Source organism: Vibrio sp. Y10_XG_PY6 (assembly GCF_024181795.1).
Classification (GTDB): Bacteria; Pseudomonadota; Gammaproteobacteria; order Enterobacterales; family Vibrionaceae; genus Vibrio; species Vibrio diabolicus.
The window spans coordinates 223,804-241,426 of record NZ_JAMZAQ010000002.1 but is presented as its reverse complement, the minus strand read 5'-3'; the positions used below and the strand labels follow the sequence as shown (position 1 = coordinate 241,426).

Annotated in this window: 14 protein-coding genes and 2 pseudogenes; 4 read left to right on the top strand and 12 right to left on the bottom strand. The window is 46.5% G+C overall.

Annotated elements, in window-relative coordinates:
- Positions 1–4: 4 nt before the first annotated feature.
- The 9 genes and pseudogenes from NL644_RS09430 to NL644_RS09390 form a co-directional block, all read right to left on the bottom strand.
- Entirely contained in the window at positions 5–538 is a 534-nt protein-coding gene (locus tag NL644_RS09430; RefSeq protein WP_213912234.1) for a TadE/TadG family type IV pilus assembly protein, read from the bottom strand.
- The gene (locus tag NL644_RS09425; RefSeq protein WP_213912263.1) at positions 535–987 is read right to left on the bottom strand and encodes a TadE/TadG family type IV pilus assembly protein; all 453 of its coding nucleotides are present in this window, start codon (positions 985–987) and stop codon (positions 535–537) included. Before NL644_RS09425 ends, NL644_RS09430 begins: the two co-directional genes overlap by 4 nt.
- A gap of 43 nt (positions 988–1,030) precedes the next feature.
- Complete coding sequence (locus NL644_RS09420; RefSeq protein ID WP_213912233.1) at positions 1,031–2,350, bottom strand: pilus assembly protein TadG-related protein; 1,320 nt, start codon at positions 2,348–2,350, stop codon at positions 1,031–1,033.
- Positions 2,351–2,377: 27 nt separating this feature from the next.
- On the bottom strand, positions 2,378–2,602 hold the full coding sequence (locus NL644_RS09415) for a hypothetical protein (protein ID WP_203346960.1): 225 nt from the start codon (positions 2,600–2,602) through the stop codon (positions 2,378–2,380).
- A 13-nt stretch (positions 2,603–2,615) separates the two neighbouring features.
- Entirely contained in the window at positions 2,616–4,076 is a 1,461-nt protein-coding gene (locus tag NL644_RS09410) for a type II and III secretion system protein family protein (protein WP_203346959.1), read from the bottom strand.
- A 7-nt stretch (positions 4,077–4,083) separates the two neighbouring features.
- Positions 4,084–4,842: a Flp pilus assembly protein CpaB gene (cpaB, locus tag NL644_RS09405; protein ID WP_213912232.1), complete on the bottom strand. Its 759-nt coding sequence runs from the start codon at positions 4,840–4,842 to the stop codon at positions 4,084–4,086.
- A 28-nt stretch (positions 4,843–4,870) separates the two neighbouring features.
- Positions 4,871–6,184, bottom strand: coding sequence for an AAA family ATPase (locus NL644_RS09400; RefSeq protein ID WP_203347249.1), 1,314 nt, complete (start codon positions 6,182–6,184; stop codon positions 4,871–4,873).
- A 72-nt stretch (positions 6,185–6,256) separates the two neighbouring features.
- Positions 6,257–6,751: a prepilin peptidase gene (locus NL644_RS09395; protein ID WP_213912231.1), complete on the bottom strand. Its 495-nt coding sequence runs from the start codon at positions 6,749–6,751 to the stop codon at positions 6,257–6,259.
- Positions 6,752–6,824: 73 nt separating this feature from the next.
- Positions 6,825–7,001, bottom strand: a pseudogene (locus NL644_RS09390) (Flp family type IVb pilin); the annotation flags it as partial.
- A 408-nt stretch (positions 7,002–7,409) separates the two neighbouring features.
- On the opposite strand from NL644_RS09390, the gene NL644_RS09385 reads away from it, so the two are divergent.
- Both NL644_RS09385 and NL644_RS09380 read left to right on the top strand, forming a co-directional pair.
- A complete protein-coding gene (locus NL644_RS09385; RefSeq protein WP_213912229.1) occupies positions 7,410–8,135 on the top strand; it encodes an AraC family transcriptional regulator in 726 nt (241 codons plus the stop codon).
- A 179-nt stretch (positions 8,136–8,314) separates the two neighbouring features.
- Positions 8,315–10,006 carry an AMP-binding protein gene (locus NL644_RS09380; protein ID WP_213912228.1) on the top strand — a complete coding sequence of 564 codons (1,692 nt, stop codon included), beginning with the start codon at positions 8,315–8,317 and terminating at the stop codon, positions 10,004–10,006.
- 68 nt (positions 10,007–10,074) lie between these two features.
- Here NL644_RS09380 and NL644_RS09375 read toward each other — a convergent pair whose 3' ends face one another.
- Positions 10,075–10,275, bottom strand: coding sequence for a DUF1127 domain-containing protein (locus tag NL644_RS09375; protein WP_253658615.1), 201 nt, complete (start codon positions 10,273–10,275; stop codon positions 10,075–10,077).
- Positions 10,276–10,381: 106 nt separating this feature from the next.
- Here NL644_RS09375 and NL644_RS09370 point away from each other — a divergent pair.
- A pseudogene (locus NL644_RS09370) lies at positions 10,382–11,329 on the top strand (LysR substrate-binding domain-containing protein).
- Positions 11,330–11,425: 96 nt separating this feature from the next.
- Here NL644_RS09370 and fusA read toward each other — a convergent pair.
- Both fusA and radA read right to left on the bottom strand, forming a co-directional pair.
- On the bottom strand, positions 11,426–13,516 hold the full coding sequence (fusA, locus tag NL644_RS09365; RefSeq protein ID WP_005386444.1) for an elongation factor G: 2,091 nt from the start codon (positions 13,514–13,516) through the stop codon (positions 11,426–11,428).
- Positions 13,517–13,731: 215 nt separating this feature from the next.
- Complete coding sequence (gene radA / locus NL644_RS09360) at positions 13,732–15,111, bottom strand: DNA repair protein RadA (RefSeq protein ID WP_005386443.1); 1,380 nt, start codon at positions 15,109–15,111, stop codon at positions 13,732–13,734.
- A 136-nt stretch (positions 15,112–15,247) separates the two neighbouring features.
- Between radA and NL644_RS09355 the strand changes: the two genes are divergently transcribed.
- On the top strand, positions 15,248–17,596 hold the full coding sequence (locus tag NL644_RS09355; RefSeq protein WP_005386442.1) for a PilZ domain-containing protein: 2,349 nt from the start codon (positions 15,248–15,250) through the stop codon (positions 17,594–17,596).
- Positions 17,597–17,623: the final 27 nt, after the last annotated feature.

Below are 17,623 nucleotides of genomic sequence, written 5' to 3'. Positions count from 1 at the left end.
ATTGCTACTCCGCGGAACAATCCGAATAAACGGCAGGGCTTTCCCCTTCAGGCTTGAGTACGCCTAAACTCTCAGCCGGTAATATGGTTTCAAACGCTGGCGTAGTCCCCACTGCGTTAATTAAGGCGGCGAGTACAAAAAACCGAAACTCGTAATCCACCGCTTGTGCCCGAACGTATTTTATTTGAGCAAATTGCGCATTTAAGACGGTTGAAGCGGCAGGCGGCGTGGTTAAAAAGCCCGAGACATCCACGCTTGCGCCACTGCTATCTAAATAATCAATTTGTAGGTTAGCGGCAGTAAAACCAGAGGGATACAAGTTCGCCACCGCAGGCATCTGCGGTATCTCATCCCGATCCGCAATAAAGCAGACAGTAGCGAGCCTTGCTGATCGCCTTGTGATTTCATTCACCATTTGCACAGAATAGAAGTAGAGCGCAAATTCAATGATCATGAACAGCACCAATACCACCGCCAACGCAATGAGCGAGAACTCAAGTTGAGTTAACCCCTTCTGTTTTTTTAACCATCGTTTCATGGGCTCGTCCTCATGGATGCTGAAGCGCCAATGCTAAATGCCAAAGAGGTGTCGGCAAAAGGTAAGGTCGCAAAAATCGGCACGTAATTATAGGTGGCGGATACGGTCACCACTTTGCTGGTCTCCGTTGGTCGTGTCACCATAATGTCACCCGCCTCGATATAGTCGATCACCGGCGTACCTGCGCTGCTTGCAACACCGTAGATCACCACATTTTTGATGTTGGCATCCTCGGCTATGGCACCAAAATCTAAGGTGCCATAAGTGTCGACCACCGCATACCTTGCCCCGTTTTGCAGTGCTTTGTTCACCTCGGTGTACTGAATAAAAGCGCGGCTCACATCAATCACTAACACCGTTAGCATTAAGAGCACGGGCAACACAAGAATAAACTCAAGGGCGGCCAGTCCCGCTTGTTTCTGTCTGCCCTGCTTAACGGTTCGCGACATGCTCGCGGTGTGCTTTTGACGTTTTTTTGTTAAATAACGCATATCAAGACCCTCCACTTAATGGGTCCTTGTAGAGCACGATTTTGTACGGCCCAATACCATCGTCATCCGGATCAACCCCAGTTGAGGCGTTTTTCACCGTGCAATCTTCCAAAAATTGACCGTATATCTCGGATTCATTCCCTTTATTTTGTACTTGTTGAGTAACAAAGAAGCAGCCGATACCAAGCACTTCTAGATCCATCTTCCCGCCTTTTTTTGGGGCCGTATCACAACGAACGATCGGCACTCGTAACACCCTTCTGTCGGTTTTCCCGTCCTCACGGTAGTATTGCGACTTGCAAGTGCCCGACCCGCCCGTACAGGCGGCTAAGCCTTCAACATAATCGGCATAGTAAAAGGCGTCGTTATCAACGGCTGGATCTTCCGCATCTTGATACTGTTGTTGGTAATTTTCATACGTGACGTTGGACTCTTCAATGTACTTATCTGACGTGATCCCTTCTTTCGGTTTACCGCCATCAAAACGGGTATTCAATCCTTGCGCTACTGGCCCTGTCCCTTTACCGGTCTCCGTAGTGACAAGGTCACCAACGGTCAAGCATTCATCGGTGTCACCAGCAAGCATTTCTCTAACCGTGTTTTTACCCGAGCCAAAATCCAAAAGGTGGTAGTTACCGGCACCAATGCCACCATCTTTGTGTCCCGATGGTTTCAGCACATGAATGGTGTCGGCATTTCGATCCACATCCCCGTTGTAGTCGGGGTTGGAGGCGGGAACGTAACCCCACGCCAATTCCGCAGAGGCGACATCGCCACACATGGCAACCGGTGACACATTACAAGTGCTGATAATATCGGCGCTTGGCCCAGCAACCGCACTCGCCGATACCGCTTTATCAAAGCCAAATATAAAGCTGAGATACTGCGTTAACGGGACATCGCTGACCGCAACGCGAATATAGATATCGCCATCAGTGCCTAAGGTAAACGTACCGGCCTCACCAAACGTTTGATTATCGTTGGAAAAGGTGACAGAAACCTGACCGCCTCCTACACCAAATACCATCTCTTGGTTGCCATCCGAGGCGGCAAAGTGCGTTAGCGCATCGTTTGCCGCTTGCGTTGCTAAAGCAAGCCGCTCGCTTAGATTCGCTGTGTCGGTTCTTTCATCCGCGACCACAGCAGCGGCTAATGCGGCAGAATCAACAGCGTTTTGCAGCCGTGTTTTGTTCAGCACTTGGTGGTTTAAGTCAATCCCAAACGCCGCGGCGCCGAGCAAAATTAACAACACCAAGCTCACCAATACCAAGGTGATCCCTTTTTGGGTGTGCCTTGGCGCACTGTATTTATTCCTTCGCATAGCCCCTCCTATAAGTGTCCGTGCCACTTATTTCTTTTTGGCTACCCCATTGTTGTTGTATATCTCTAGGCTCACTTGTGTACGCTCGCCACTGCCTTCTGGCAAGTAACCCAAATTCTCATACCATGCATTGGTATTGAGCGTTTGTTCGGCGCGCAACTGACTCACCGAGATACCAAGTTCAGGGTCGTTCGCACAGCCCAGTAGGCCGAACGATGTGAAACAAATGGTTATCATCATTATGCTTTTCATCTTGCTCTCCTACTTATAGACTGTGCCCAAATTTGCCCTCTGAGCCACCTGCTGATGTACCATATTGACGAATATTATTACTGCTATCGTCTTCTTTTAAATCGTTGAGTTGATACTTATCAAAGTCCAACACTGCGCCTTTACCGAGTAAATAAAATTCCACATCATTCGGTGCCACAAACGCGTCGGTTGGCAGCGAAACACGGCGTCGGTCGATCGGTGTCGCTAACCTTGGCGTAACCAGAATCACCAGCTCCGTCTCCCCTGTGGTGAACTCTTCACTCTTGAACAAACGGCCTAAAATTGGCAGTTCACTCGCGCCCGGCAGGCCATTGGCGACATTACGTGAGTTTTCACTCAGCAAGCCTGCAATACCGATGGTTTGTCCGTCGGCCAGTTCTACCGTGGTTCCGGCGCTGCGTTTGGTGATAGGCGGCACAAAGAAAGAGGCGTTGACCTCACCGGGCGTAAACGTCAACACACCCGCGTTGGCGATCTCACTCACGTTAACGTTCATTTTTAAATTGATGCGTTTGTCCGAGAGGATGAACGGCACAAACCCAAGCTGCACGCCATACTCTTTGTAAGCAATGGTGATCCCATCTTCATTCGGTACTGGGATCGGGAACTCGCCCCCTGCCACAAACTCCGCTCGTGTGCCACTCAGTGCGGTCAAGCTCGGCTCGGCGAGCACTTTTGCCACCCCGTTTTGCTTGGCGATATCAAGCGCAAAGGTGAACAAGGTGTTACTGTCAATAAAGGAGCCAAGGAAGCCGAAATTCTCTACCCCTGGCACATTCAGGATCGGGTCGACACCGGCAATCGCGCCCCCTGCGGAGGTGGTTCCCCAAGTAAAATCACCGCTTTTTTGGAAAAAATGGAAGTTAGAGTCAAAGCGTCGCACCAATGTGCGTTGCACTTCCGCGACCGTCACTTCTAGGGTTACTTGTTGCGCGCCACCAATGGTGAGTAGGTTGATCACCATACTCTCATCTTCTTCATTGCTATCTTCTTCATCGGCGGCATCACCAAGGGCAAACGTCTCCGCCACTTTTACTGCGGTATCCATGTTTTGTTGATTGCTGACCAAGCCCCTGAGCACGATTTTTTCTTGCGAGCTGTGCACCTCGATGTCCTCATCGGGTAAAAACTGGTGCAACTTGGTTTTGAGCGTATTGAGATCGTGCGTCACTTCGACATTAAATTGCTCGATTAAACGCCCTCGGCTATCCCACACCGCCACGTTGGTGGTACCGAGTTTCTTCCCGATCAAAAACAGCTCATTGGCTCTGAGCACTAACAGATCCAGTACTTCTGGATCCCCCAATGTCACCTTTCTCGCTTGGCCGGAGATCATCAACTGAGTAGATTGATGATGCGCGACGGTAACCACTCTTCCTGACTGCACGGTTGCTGCGTTAACACACAAGCTGAAAAAAAGTAACTGAATCGCGATTGCTATTATTGTTTTCATAATTCACCTAATTGCTGACTCGGACATTCGATGCCTGAGATCCCTTAATAATGGTCACACTAGGTCTTGGCGTGTATTTTCTTGCCACCACCGGTTTTTCGACTTCATGAGGGTTACGCAACGCAAGCTGAATATTGCCTTTGCTGTTGGCCGAGAGGAGTTTTTCTGCCTCTTTCGGAGTCACTTCCAAGGTTACGGCGCGCACAATAACGGGTTTGTTGTCGTTGGTTCTTGCCGTTTGGTCCACGGCTAATACATTGATGTTTTTCAGCACGGTGGTGGTTGAGGCGCTGCGGCTGCCGTAACTCACGGTATTAAGCACATCGACTTTATTACCCGGCAATAGAAAACCGGCCACCCCAATTACATCGTTTACCCGTATGGTCAAAGCACGTTTGTTCTCTGGGATTAACGCTGCAAGGGTTGCCCCCTCACCCGGCCGAGCAAGGCGATTAGGGTGCAGCATTTCACCTTTATAAATGGTGTTGGAGACGATGCGCCCTAATATCTGTTCCTGATCTTTATCTTCTAGCGTGACCTCTTCTATCCAGTCGATTTCCAGAAGCTTGGTAGTCAGGTGTTTTTCCTCCAAAATGGTACCCGGTTCCAACTCCATCGCGGCGACCAAAACTGGGTGCCTTTCTACTTCTTCTAACTCGACGGTTGGTTGGGTATTGCCGTCTATCCATTGTTTGGCAATTAATACGGCAGCAAGGCCGAGAACAATGGAGAGCAGCAATAACATGACGACTTGAGTCCGACTCATAATTTGGTTCCCCCTCTATGCATCCACACTATGCATCTACAGTAAAGTATAGTCCCCAAGCGCGGGTAACTATGTCTGATGACACCACTTTTTGCTTACCTTCGAAAAGCAAGATGTCTCGGCTGATGCCGAGAAGATCTTTCGGCAAACACGGGAAGTAATCGATATCATTCTTGCGATGCAACTGTTCTAAGGTATCGAAAAATTCCGGCACAAGCGTCATCTCATATTCCTCTGCAAGTGATAGCCACAGTGCTTGGTAATCGGTGAGGCTCAGCGGTTTAAACTCGATCTTATAACCGAGACGGCGTAAAAACGCGGGGTCTGCAATTTTGCTTGGTGCGAGGTTGGATGAAAAAGCGAGTGTCAACATAAATGGAACCGTCACCTGTTGCCCATTTGGCAGTGCAAGGTGGTCGAACAGGTATTCCATTGGCACAATCCAACGGTTGAGCAAGGCATCCACCGGCATGGCCTGACGCCCTAAGTCGTCGATCACCAAAATGCCGTTGTTTGCCATCATTTGTAGTGGCGCATTCCACACTCGGTTGCTGTCGCTGTGGTTGACCTCCAACATGTCCATGGTGAGCTCACCACCAACTTGAATATTCGGCCGTTCACACAGTACCCAACGCTTGTCGTAGTGCATATCGAGCTTAACGAACACCTGCGAGTGGGAGTTATCCAAACGGCGGTGATGATGCTCGGAAAACACCTTGATGATGTTGCCATCGGCGTACACCGAATACGGGATAAACACCGAGGTGCTCATGGCGTTAAGCACCCTTGCGGCGACGTAACTTTTACCGGTACCGGCATCACCGTACAGCAGCAAAGCACGCCCAGAGTTGATCGCTGGCCCCAAAATCGGGATGAGCTTTTCTGACCCAAAGACGTCACTCAGTGCCCGCTCCACATCTGGGCGAGTGACGGGATATTTGCGCAAGTCTTGCCCCTCGACGATCTCCCAGTAGGATTCGATAGAGACCGGCACCGGGCCGACATACGCGTCTTTTCGGTAGGCAATGTCCGCCTCTGCCAGCCCTAATTCGGTCAGGCTGTAACGCACATTGGAATAAGCGGTGCTGAGTTTTTCTGATGTCGGTTGATACACCTCTATCCAACTGCGCTTACGCAACTGCGCGAGCGCAAACTCAACAATGTTAGAGACCACACACAAGCGCTGCGTCAGTTCGACAAGATCGGACTTCGGATACGCTGCCAAATGTTTCAGTACTAGGTTTTCAACCACGGTGGCGGGAATGCCCAACCCCTCTGCGGATGACGGTACTTTAGGTGGATTAATTTGTGGCACAAGTTTTTCCCCATACACTGAGCCCATCATGCTTCCCCTCTTGATGTAGCCTAACCAACCAACGGTTGCGGTTTGCCATTATTATGTTTAGAGCGTTGCTTAATGAGTGTAGGAGAAATAAGCGAGTCCGATGACAATTATAGGTGCGAAAGGAATGACTAACGGCTTACTTGACCTAAAGCCTGGGGTGACTTTTTCTAAACAATACCCTTTAATTTGGTGTGACCACGCCACACCGCTCGATGCCACATGCAGCATGAGGTAAAACACGCTCACGACCCCTCCGGCGAGTATGATCGCAATCGCTGTGTCCCCAAGGTTACTCAGACCCAACCATGCCCCAATGACGGCGAGTAACTTGACATCTCCCCCGGCCATTACCTTGCCAAGATAGAGCGCGAAACAGACTGCAAACGCCACCAACCCACCGTACACATGGTCAAGACCATTTTCCCCCGTAGGGTGGGCGATCACGCTTGCAGTTACCGCCGCCAAAAGTAACAGCACCGCTTTATTCGGTATTCTGTTTTTTTGCGCGTCGGACACGCCTATCGTAATCAGTAAAAACCAGACAACGAGTTCAGCAATAAGCATGTCTAATACCTTTACTAAGGTGTTAACCGCCAGTACCCGTGCCAGTACCCGTGCCAGTACCCGTGCCAGTACCCGTGTCACTAATTTGGCTCGCCACTGAATCAAACTTAGCTTTCAACGTATCCCAGAATGATGTAGCACCGACTAAAAATGCCGCTACAATGAGTGCCGCTCCCAAGATGTACTCTAGCAGTGTGAGCCCCTCTTCATCTTGCATGAAGTCTGTGATTAAATTACGAAACTTGTTCATACGGTTATCCCCTTTCCATTGTTACCAGTGAAGCGTTACCAGTGAAACGCATTGCTCACCTTAAAATAACAAAATATTCACATCCTAATGACAAAAGTGCCATGTGCACCTGAGTCATACTTTTAAGTTAGTCAGCAAAAAATGGGTGAGTTAGGACTTTTTTGCCAATTGTTGGTATTTTTTTGTCCACTTGCATCACTTCAGTGATTCGTATCAACAACGAGACATAAAATGTTACATTCGTGCGACAAATACCTCATTTGCACGCTGCTGATAGTAAGTCTAATCTTAATAATAGTCAGTAAAGTGCTTGTTCATACAAGACATTTAAACCAATTCGCGTGCTGACGTGCAAACTTATGCGCACAACGATGGCAAGTGAGATGGCGAGCGAAAAGTGAGATGGATATGGAAAAACTGAGTAAGGCTTACTGGATGGGAGAACCTGTGACCAACTTGGCCGCGCCTTTTCATGACGCGTTTGCAGAGAGCTTTGAGCTGATGGATTGCCGCGGTGACATATCGGTACTCAGCGATAAGGGGCACCGTTATTTCTTTTATTACCTGACGGACGATCCCCCAGAAGAGGCCAAGGGCGTGGTCACGCTGTGTGAAAATTTGGACAAACGCTTGATTGTCATTCATCCCGAAGGGAGCCAACCCCGTTTTTTCCCCGACGCTATTTGCGCCGAGCATTACGCCTTAAATATGCTCACGCTCCCAGCGTGGTTAAGCCAAATTAAATTAAAATACTTTTTACACAGTCAGCTAGAGGGCGAGCAGGTATCGCTAGAAAAAGCGTTTTCCAGAAGCGGGAAGTGCTCGTTCTCTGATGTGGTGCTTTACATTTCTAGCAATATTCATAAAGACATCAGGGAGGAGGATGCTGCCTCGTTGTGTCATTATTCGCCTAGCTATTTTTCTAAAGTTTTCCACCGCAAAGTCGGCATGTGCTTTCGCGATTATGTGACGGCAAAACGCATCGCACTGGCAAAAAAAATGTTGCTTGAAGATGAATCAATGAAAATTGCTTATATCGCTTATCAGTGCGGTTATCGTGATGTGTCTTACTTTTCGCGTATTTTTAAGAAAAAAACCGGTCTCTCCCCTGCCAACTACCGGCGTCAATTTTAGTGCATCACGCCGCAGATGCACGGTGCACATATTTGCGCAAAATCCGTTCCCGTGTCTTAAATAAACATGCTAAAGTTAACAATGCGTTAACAACCATGAAATTATAATAATAACCATACCCACGCTACTTGAGCTTTAAGTAGCAAGGGGAAATCATCCAAAGACATGGAGTCACCATAATGAATCAGCCGATACGACATAGCGCTGCTGATTGCGCTCTCCCACCACCAAACGACATGATCCTCAAATGGGCTGAAGAGCGCCCAAATGAGGTCTACCTAAAACAAATTATTAACCGACAGTTTGTTGAGTACACATTCTCTGATGTTGCCGATCAAGCCTTAAAACTTGTCAGCGCACTACGCTCGCTTGGTGTAAAGCCTGGCGACAAAGTCGCGTTAGTATCTAAAAACTGTGCAGAATGGTTTATTTGCGATCTTGCTATGATGCTTGGTGACTATGTCAGTGTGCCAATCTTTCCTACCGCCGGAGCAGACACCATCGAATACTGTGTGACTCATAGTGAAAGTAAAGCGATCATTGGCGGAAAACTCGATGATCCCAAAGCAACTCAGCAAGTCATTGATGCTATGCCTGAACTCATTAGCATCGCTCTACCTTATGACACGGCACCAAAGTGTAAGCACGAATACCAAGCGCTCATTGCAGATGCAGTGCCAAGTGAAGAGCGTCCACAGCACTACGACGATAAGCTAATGTCTTTGGTGTATACCTCTGGTACGTCAGGATTACCGAAAGGTGCGATGCTGACCTACGGAGCGTTTAACTGGTCAGTACAACAACTGATAAACCATATCGGTATTCAAGAAAATGATCGTCTATTTTCTTACTTACCTTTGGCTCATATTACAGAGCGCGTCTACATTTTTGGCTCATCCATCATGGGTGGTGTACCAACAGCATTTCCAGAATCATTGGATACCTTTATAGAAGATGTAAAAATGCACCGCCCGACTCTGTTTATCTCAGTCCCACGATTATGGACGCTATTCCAACAACGTATTCAAGACAAACTTCCACAGAAGAAGCTCAACATTCTATTGAAAATCCCATTCGTCAATTCTCTGATCAAGAAAAAGCTCGCAGAAGGATTGGGGTTGGATCAGGCTCGAGTATTAGGCTGTGGCTCAGCCCCGGTATCACCAGCACTGCTGGAATGGTACCACTCTGTAGGACTCAATATTACTGAAGCTTGGGGCATGACAGAATCATTTGCCTATAGCACGCTCAACTACCCATTTAGAGCTGACAAAATTGGTAGTGTCGGTAATGCTGGACCAGGTATTGAGTTAAAAATCGCAGCCGATGATGAAATCATGGTGCGTGGCAAAGGGCTATTTTCTGGCTACTACAAAAATGACATTGCCACCCAAGAGTCTTTTGATTCAGAGGGCTGGCTACACACAGGCGATATCGGCGCTATCGACTCAGATGGTTATCTAACGATTCAAGGCCGTAAAAAAGATAACTTCAAAACCGCCAAAGGTAAATTTGTCTCTCCGGTTCCTATCGAGAAAAAGCTTTTCGAGTACAGTCGCGTAGAGATGATGTGTCTCATCGGTTTAGGGCTACCCGCTCCGATTCTTTTGGTTGTGCCACATGACTTCCCTAACTTTGATCGAGAGCGATACGCACGTACCACACGTAAAGTTATTGCCAGGATGAATCAAGAACTCGCCTCTCATGAGCAAATCAAAGGTGTGTTAATGATTAAAGAACCTTGGAGTATAGAAAATGGCGTACTGACGCCAACGCTTAAAATTAAACGTCATGTGCTCGAACAAAAGTATCATGAGATAGGCCACAATTGGCCAAAAGATGAATTGGTCGTGTGGGAAGAAGACTTGTAATTTTGCTTGCACTCCTCAACACCATTGGGGAGTGCAACTTAACTTTGAGCTTGAATCAAACTCATAGACTACTCTCTCCAGAATGGCTCACTCACTTCACAACTAATCTCCCTTTCACCTAATCCAATATCGTCCCAAAGGTGCTTTGGTAACTCTCTCAAGTGACGACGTGTCTTATAGTTCCTTCTCCAAGCCGCCAGTTTAGAATAAATTAACTGTAACCCGCTCTGATGGGCAGTAGGTATAGTACGCTCACAAGTGTGTGTCATGTTTTCCATTTCAAAGATTCCTATACAATGTTGACCACTTAATAATCAGCGACTACGCTGATATCCTCAAACGATAGAATCTGCCATAGAGTTAAGGAAAACTAATGTGAAAGATCGAATGCCTCCCTTACAGGGCTTGTATTACTTTTTCGTTGCAGCAAAGGAAGGAAGCTTTAAAACGGCAGCAAAAGAACTGTTTGTTACGCCAGCGGCCATTAGTCAGCAAATTCGTCATTTAGAAGAGTTCTTAGGCACGGACCTATTTGTTCGTCAGCACAGAAAAATCGTGCTCACACCAGAGGGAGAGCTACTGTTTAGTCAGGCAGAAAGAGGGTTTGCTCATTTGCAGTAAGGGGTTAGATTAGTCAATCAAGATCCAAACCCGAACCACCTTTCGATATCAACACTCCCCTCTTTCGCTCATCATTGGTTAGTCCCGAAAATTACGGCTTTTCGCCAGCGTCACCCTGATATCGCCTTGCTATTAGAACCAACCAATGATTTGGTGTCTTTTCAAGATAGTCAGATAGATTTATGTGTTCGTTACGGTTTAGGAAAATATCCCAATTTAGAATCACAATGGCTGATGGACGAAGCTTTTTATCCTGCTTGTCATCCGGTGTACCAGAAAGAGCACGGGATCTATAACATCGAGGATTTAAGCAAAGCTGAGCTGATTGAAGATGTTTGGCCTGATCTTGATTGGAATATGTGGTTAGCAACCTTGGGTCACTGCGCAGCAAAGCCTACCTTAAAATACAGTGGATCACATCTCGTGCTTGAGGCTGCACTATCACTTCAAGGCGTGGCATTAGTAAAACACAGTTTAGCCCATCAATATTTTCGTTCTGGCAAATTGGTCCGAATTGGAGATATCGCTATCAAGCCCAACTTTGCGTATTACTTGTGTGCGCCAAAAGGCTACTTAAAAAGACCTAAAGCTCAATTGTTTGCGCAATGGTTGAAGGAAGAAATAGAAATATTTGAAAAGTCAGTGGTACCAGACTTTAAGACCATTGACCTAAAAGGCAATAGTACTAGAACGGCATCATAACAATCATCAAAACAAACACGCTCTGCTTATAAGACTGCTAAATACAAAAAGCCCCGCACTAAGCGGGGCTTTCAAGTTATAGAGTTAACTTAAGAATTACTTCTTAGCGTTACGCTCTTTAACGTCAGCAATTACTTGCTCTGCAACGTTTGTTGGACATGGTGCGTAGTGTGAGAACTCCATAGAGAACTGACCACGACCAGAAGTCATAGTACGTAGAGTACCGATGTAACCAAACATTTCTGATAGAGGTACATCACCCTTGATACGTACGCCAGTAGAAGCTGCTTGTTGGTCTTTGATCATACCACGACGACGGTTAAGGTCACCGATTACGTCACCAACGTGATCTTCTGGAGTGAACACGTCAACTTTCATGATTGGCTCAAGAAGTTGCGCGCCAGCTTTAGGCATAGACTGACGGAATGCACCTTTCGCTGCGATTTCGTAAGCGATAGCTGAAGAGTCAACTGCGTGGAAACCACCGTCGAATAGTTCAACTTCAACGTCTAGAGTAGGGAAGCCAGCTAGAACACCGTGCTCCATCATTGACGCAAAGCCTTTCTCAACTGCAGGCCAGAATTCTTTAGGTACGTTACCACCAACAACTGTTGATTTGAACGTGAAGCCAGAGTTTGGCTCACCTGGTTTGATGCGGTAATCGATCTTACCGAACTGACCAGAACCACCAGACTGTTTCTTGTGCGTGTAGCTATCTTCGATTGCTTGAGTGATAGTTTCACGGTAAGCAACCTGTGGAGCACCAACTTCTAGCTCAACGCCGTAAGTACGCTTAAGGATATCTACCTTGATGTCTAGGTGAAGTTCACCCATACCTTTCAGGATAGTTTCGCCTGAATCTTCATCAGTCTCAACTTGGAATGATGGATCTTCTGCAACCATTTTACCGATCGCGATACCCATCTTCTCAGAACCGCCTTTATCTTTAGGCTTAACTGCGATAGAGATTACTGGATCTGGGAAGATCATTGGCTCAAGAGTACATTCGTGCTTAGGATCACATAGAGTGTGACCAGTTTGAACGTTCTTCATACCAACTACAGCGATGATGTCACCAGCTTGTGCTGAATCGATCTCGTTACGCTCGTCCGCGTGCATCTCAACCATACGGCCGATACGCTCTGTTTTACCAGTTGCAGAGTTAAGGATTGTGTCACCTTTCTTCATCTTACCAGAGTAGATGCGGATAAAGGTTAGAGCACCGAAGCGGTCATCCATGATCTTAAATGCAAGAGCACGTAATGGCTCGTCTGCAGATACAGTCGCAACTTCACCAGTTGGCTCACCAGTCTCTGAATCAGTTAGAGGCTGTGGATCAACTTCTGTTGGAGATGGTAGGTAATCAATTACCGCGTCAAGAATAAGTTGGATACCTTTGTTCTTGTACGCTGAACCACAGTAAGTTGGGAAGAATGCTAGATCACGAGTACCTTTACGGATACAACGTTTGATGTCTTCTAGAGATGGCTCTTCGCCTTCTTCTAGGTAAGCCATCATTAGATCTTCGTCTTGCTCTAGAGCAGTTTCGATTAGCATTTCACGGTATTCAGCAGCTTTTTCTACCATGTCTGCTGGAATATCTTGAACTTCGTAGTTCTCTGGTTGGCCAGACTCATCCCATACGTAAGCTTGTTGGCTTAGTACGTCTACAACACCTACGAAATCTTCTTCGATACCGATAGGTAGAGTCATAACTAGAGGTGTAGCACCTAGTACGTTCTGTACTTGATCTACAACTTTGTAGAAATCTGCGCCCATACGGTCTAGTTTGTTAACGAAGATCAGACGTGATACGTGTGATTCGTCAGCGTAACGCCAGTTAGTTTCTGACTGAGGCTCAACACCACCAGAACCACAGAATACACCGATACCACCGTCAAGTACTTTTAGAGAACGGTAAACTTCGATAGTGAAGTCAACGTGTCCAGGAGTATCGATGATGTTTAGACGGTGATCGTTCCAGAAACAAGTTGTTGCTGCAGACTGGATTGTGATACCACGCTCAGCTTCCTGCTCCATGAAGTCAGTAGTAGTTGAACCGTCGTGAGTGTCACCGATCTTATGGATCTTACCAGTTAGCTTTAGGATACGCTCTGTAGAGGTAGTTTTACCCGCGTCTACGTGAGCAAAAATACCAATGTTTCTGTATTTTGATAAATCAGTCATTGTCTTACTCTGTTAATAAGGTATAAAGTGCGCGCAGAGTATATCACATTCTGTCAATACTGATACCCTTGCGTGCGGATGGAAGAAAAAAAATTTTAACGTGAAATTTCCGTCCCCAAAGCATAGTCAAACACAGCAATTTATGTACTTTATTCGCATTTTATTGAGGACGGATAGAACAGTTTGTGATTGCACAAATACCATTCTTATGAGCATTACAGCTCGTCAAAAGCCTCTATAGCTTCCGACAATTTCTTAACGCCGTGAATTTGCATGCCAGGGATGCCACCTTTCGGCATGTTGGCTGCTGGCACGATGGCTTTCTTGAAACCATGTTTGAACGCTTCATTCAAACGCTCTTGCCCACTTGGCACTGGACGGATTTCGCCCGCAAGCCCTACCTCACCAAAAATCACCACATCTTTAGGGAGTGGACGGTCACGAAAACTCGATAAAAGCGCCATAACTAAAGCAAGATCAGCGCTCGTCTCCGTCACCTTAACACCGCCAACCACATTAACAAAGACATCTTGGTCTGCCATTTGTAAGCCACCATGCTTATGCAACACCGCGAGCAAAAGTGATAGGCGGTTCTGCTCCAAGCCGACCGCAACACGACGAGGGTTGGCTAACTGCGAGTAATCCACCAGCGCTTGAATCTCTACTAGCAGAGGGCGCGTGCCTTCCCAAACCACCATGACGGAAGAGCCTGATGTTTCTTCTTCACCACGAGAAAGGAAGATCGCTGATGGGTTACTCACTTCTTTCAATCCTTGGCCTGTCATTGCAAAGACACCAAGCTCATTCACAGCGCCAAAACGGTTTTTATGACTACGCAAAGTGCGGAATCGGCTATCCGTTCCACCATCGAGTAGTACCGAACAGTCGATAATGTGTTCAAGAACTTTGGGGCCCGCAAGGGTACCATCTTTTGTTACGTGACCAACAATAAATACCGCAACATTATTCTGTTTTGCGTATCGTGTCAGAGCCGTCGCAGATTCACGTACCTGAGCAACACTGCCAGGCGACGATTGAACATCAGAAACGTGCATCACCTGAATCGAGTCTATTACCATTATACGAGGCTGCTCTTTTTCGGCGATTTGGCAAATTTTGTCGACGTTCGTTTCCGATAGCATTTTTAAATGATCTTTCGGCAAGCCTAATCGGGAAGCACGCATTGCCACCTGCTGTAACGACTCTTCACCGGTTACGTAAAGCGTTGGCATTTGCGCAGATAAACTACACATGGTTTGCAACAGAAGGGTTGATTTACCAGCGCCAGGGTTACCACCAATCAAAATTGCGGCACCTGGCACAACACCACCACCCAATACGCGGTCAAGCTCTTTAAACCCACTGGTGAAGCGAGGTACTTCTTGCAGATCAATTTCGGATAGCGTTTGAACCGTTGCTTCTGTTGCGGAACCAGCGTAGCCACTTAAGCGTTCGTTGCGAGCAACGGTTGGCGATGCAGCGATACGTACTTCTGTTATCGTATTCCATGCACCACATGCGTTACACTGCCCCTGCCAACGGGGAAAGTCCGCGCCACAATCATTACAAACATACGCTCGTTTTGCTTTCGCCATGATGCCTCAATTTTTTCTACAAATGTGACTAAGCACAGCCAAGTCAGACCTGAACTGAAATGAACTATTGATATACTTAAGTATTACTTCGCTTAGCCGATACAATTTAAAGTAACGACATACTCTAACAGAAATAATGCAGCAATCTGAAATTCTCTCGCTCGCAGAACGACTCATTCCCGTTTACGGTACGAATGACTTTGACTTTGTCCTTGGCCAACTGACCGAGGAAGAGCCGCCTTCGGCCAAAATTTTGGTTAAAATGGAACTTAACCGCTTAATGGCTCCATGCAAAAAAAGTATTGATTTGCGAGGTCGCGTTCAAGGCGAATGTCGCGAGTATATTTTGGATGGTATTCCACATTGGTTGGATGATGTTGCTTTCAACGCTTACCATAAAAACATCAAAAAGTTTGGCTGCTACACGGAAGGAATGTGGGAAGCATTGGTCAACACGCGAAATAACTTTCGCGTAATGAGCAAGCGCCTTACTCAGCAAAAAACGCAATCGTTAACGGATCCTAAAAGCCCGTTCTTAGCAGAACCCGTTCACCTAGGCTACGATTTAAAGCGCCAAGAAAAACGCTTGAAAGTCCAATCTCAAGTTGAAATTTGCCGTTCTAAAGGACAGCTTCTTCATGGATTAAGCATTGATTTATCTAGCTCTGGCGCAAAGTTCAAAGTCCCTAGCGCATTTAAATATAACCTTGGGGAAATTATTCAGGTCACGTTTACTGAATTTGCCAGCAAATCTAACGTTGCAGGTATAGAGAAACCGCTTGCATACCGCATACTCGCGGTTGATGACTGTTACGAAAATGACTCAGTTCGATACCTCAGAACCATACGCTTAACTGATACCAATGTCGTCACCAGAGTGATAGATGAAGCGCTCAACAGTGCTGTTAAAAGGGCTCGTCACGACAATCAAGACAAGATTATTCGAGCTCGAACTCGCGGTTATGAGCACATCGCACTAAAGCACACCAGCAGCTTGCCTCTATTCTTTGATGGTAGTGACCTAAAATTAGCAATGTTAACGCCAAACAATCAAAAGCTTTGGCAATACTGGCACGATGAGAGAAACCAGCAAATGTTTGGTTCCTTATTCAACGAGCAACGCATCGCGTCACTCATTAAGCCTGGTGTTAAAGGAACAACCAATGTCCTTTATTCATTTACTCACGAGCACGAGAATCGAACCTATTTCTATTCGATGTTTCGCCCAGAAGCAACTCGCGAACAGCGCCAGCTATTTTGGCATTTAGGTGGCAAACGAGAGAGTTGGCGCGCCTTTAGAATTTCAATCTTTGAACTATCAGAGCAAGAACAGGAAGACCTAGCAGCATTCTCTCCAGAGTTGGCAGAAACGTCTCAATCACTGACCCATATTGGTATTTTGCAAGAAATTGCTGACGAAAAGTCAGGGCAGGATTACCTGCTAACTGAAAAGCCGCGCTTACCCGCTAATACATTAAACGCGTTTCGCCATCCGAGAAGAGTTATCGGCAATCCAAAGGGCATTTATTTTGATGCAAAGTCTCGTCGAAAAGAGCCTCGTTATCGTTTTAAAACACCTTTAGAGTTGTACTCAGGACAGACTAAAACAGGCGGCAGTACTGTTGACCTTTCCAAACGAGGACTCGGAATTAGGCTAAGTGAGCCCACGATGTTACGTTCTGGGCAAGAGGTAAGAATCAACTTTCGAGAATTACAACTCTACGATAAAAAATTGCCGTTAATGTCGGTGCCATACCGAGTAATTCGTGTAAGCCCAGACGGTTGTAGCGTGCAGCTAGTTATTGATGAAAGCAGCCAAACCATGAAGGTAATCGCTTTTTTCAACAGCATTATCGAGCACAATCAAGACAAGCTAATCCCGCAAAAAGAGACGCTACCAAGTAATGCTCTACTTGAAAGGCTACACTGCATGTTGCTCTCGCGTACGCTGAGCACGCCCATTTTTATCAGTAAGAGTACGTCATCTTCAATCAAAACCCCCGTTATCGGGGTGAACTTGCCGCTACCTAAACACATTGAGCTTTTTGCCCGTCTTGGGCATGACCAACTGTTGTCACTTGAACCTATCTTTAAAGGCCGGACAAGCACATTAATCGCAGAGCCAATAAAACGTGTAGAAGGTGCTCAAGCCAGACATCAGGATATCTACATAAGCGCCGCAAAAGTAGGCAATAAAATTACAGGCATTGAGTCAAAGCTTCATCAAGAGTTCAACAGCGTAAAAGAGCGGATTCAATTTATAAAGAAAGCGCGAATGATGGGTGACTTTTACGTGATTCGCCTTTCTACTGCGCCAATTTTCGATCCGATGACATCATTACTGCAACAAGATTTAAGTGACTTAACCCAATTTGGTGTACATCAAGCAAGCAAGTTAGAAAAAGAGTTGACGGCGCTCGTTGGTTACAGTGAATTTGAAGACATTACTGAAGAGGTAGTAATTAGATTGGAGTTAACCGAGTAAATTCAAAGTCATACCAAATTGAAAAAA

Bases quoted from the DNA above. Each gene is read 5' to 3' on its own strand.
- NL644_RS09425 (WP_213912263.1), bottom strand. From the start codon at position 987: ATGTCGCGAACCGTTAAGCAGGGCAGACAGAAACAAGCGGGACTGGCC.
- NL644_RS09400 (WP_203347249.1), bottom strand. From the start codon at position 6,184: ATGGGCTCAGTGTATGGGGAAAAACTTGTGCCACAAATTAATCCACCT.
- NL644_RS09380 (WP_213912228.1), top strand. From the start codon at position 8,315: ATGAATCAGCCGATACGACATAGCGCTGCTGATTGCGCTCTCCCACCA.
- radA (WP_005386443.1), bottom strand. From the start codon at position 15,111: ATGGCGAAAGCAAAACGAGCGTATGTTTGTAATGATTGTGGCGCGGAC.
- NL644_RS09420 (WP_213912233.1), bottom strand. From the start codon at position 2,350: ATGCGAAGGAATAAATACAGTGCGCCAAGGCACACCCAAAAAGGGATC.
- NL644_RS09355 (WP_005386442.1), top strand. From the start codon at position 15,248: ATGCAGCAATCTGAAATTCTCTCGCTCGCAGAACGACTCATTCCCGTT.
- NL644_RS09415 (WP_203346960.1), bottom strand. From the start codon at position 2,602: ATGAAAAGCATAATGATGATAACCATTTGTTTCACATCGTTCGGCCTA.
- NL644_RS09375 (WP_253658615.1), bottom strand. From the start codon at position 10,275: ATGACACACACTTGTGAGCGTACTATACCTACTGCCCATCAGAGCGGG.
- NL644_RS09385 (WP_213912229.1), top strand. From the start codon at position 7,410: ATGGAAAAACTGAGTAAGGCTTACTGGATGGGAGAACCTGTGACCAAC.
- NL644_RS09395 (WP_213912231.1), bottom strand. From the start codon at position 6,751: ATGCTTATTGCTGAACTCGTTGTCTGGTTTTTACTGATTACGATAGGC.
- NL644_RS09430 (WP_213912234.1), bottom strand. From the start codon at position 538: ATGAAACGATGGTTAAAAAAACAGAAGGGGTTAACTCAACTTGAGTTC.
- cpaB (WP_213912232.1), bottom strand. From the start codon at position 4,842: ATGAGTCGGACTCAAGTCGTCATGTTATTGCTGCTCTCCATTGTTCTC.
- fusA (WP_005386444.1), bottom strand. From the start codon at position 13,516: ATGACTGATTTATCAAAATACAGAAACATTGGTATTTTTGCTCACGTA.
- NL644_RS09410 (WP_203346959.1), bottom strand. From the start codon at position 4,076: ATGAAAACAATAATAGCAATCGCGATTCAGTTACTTTTTTTCAGCTTG.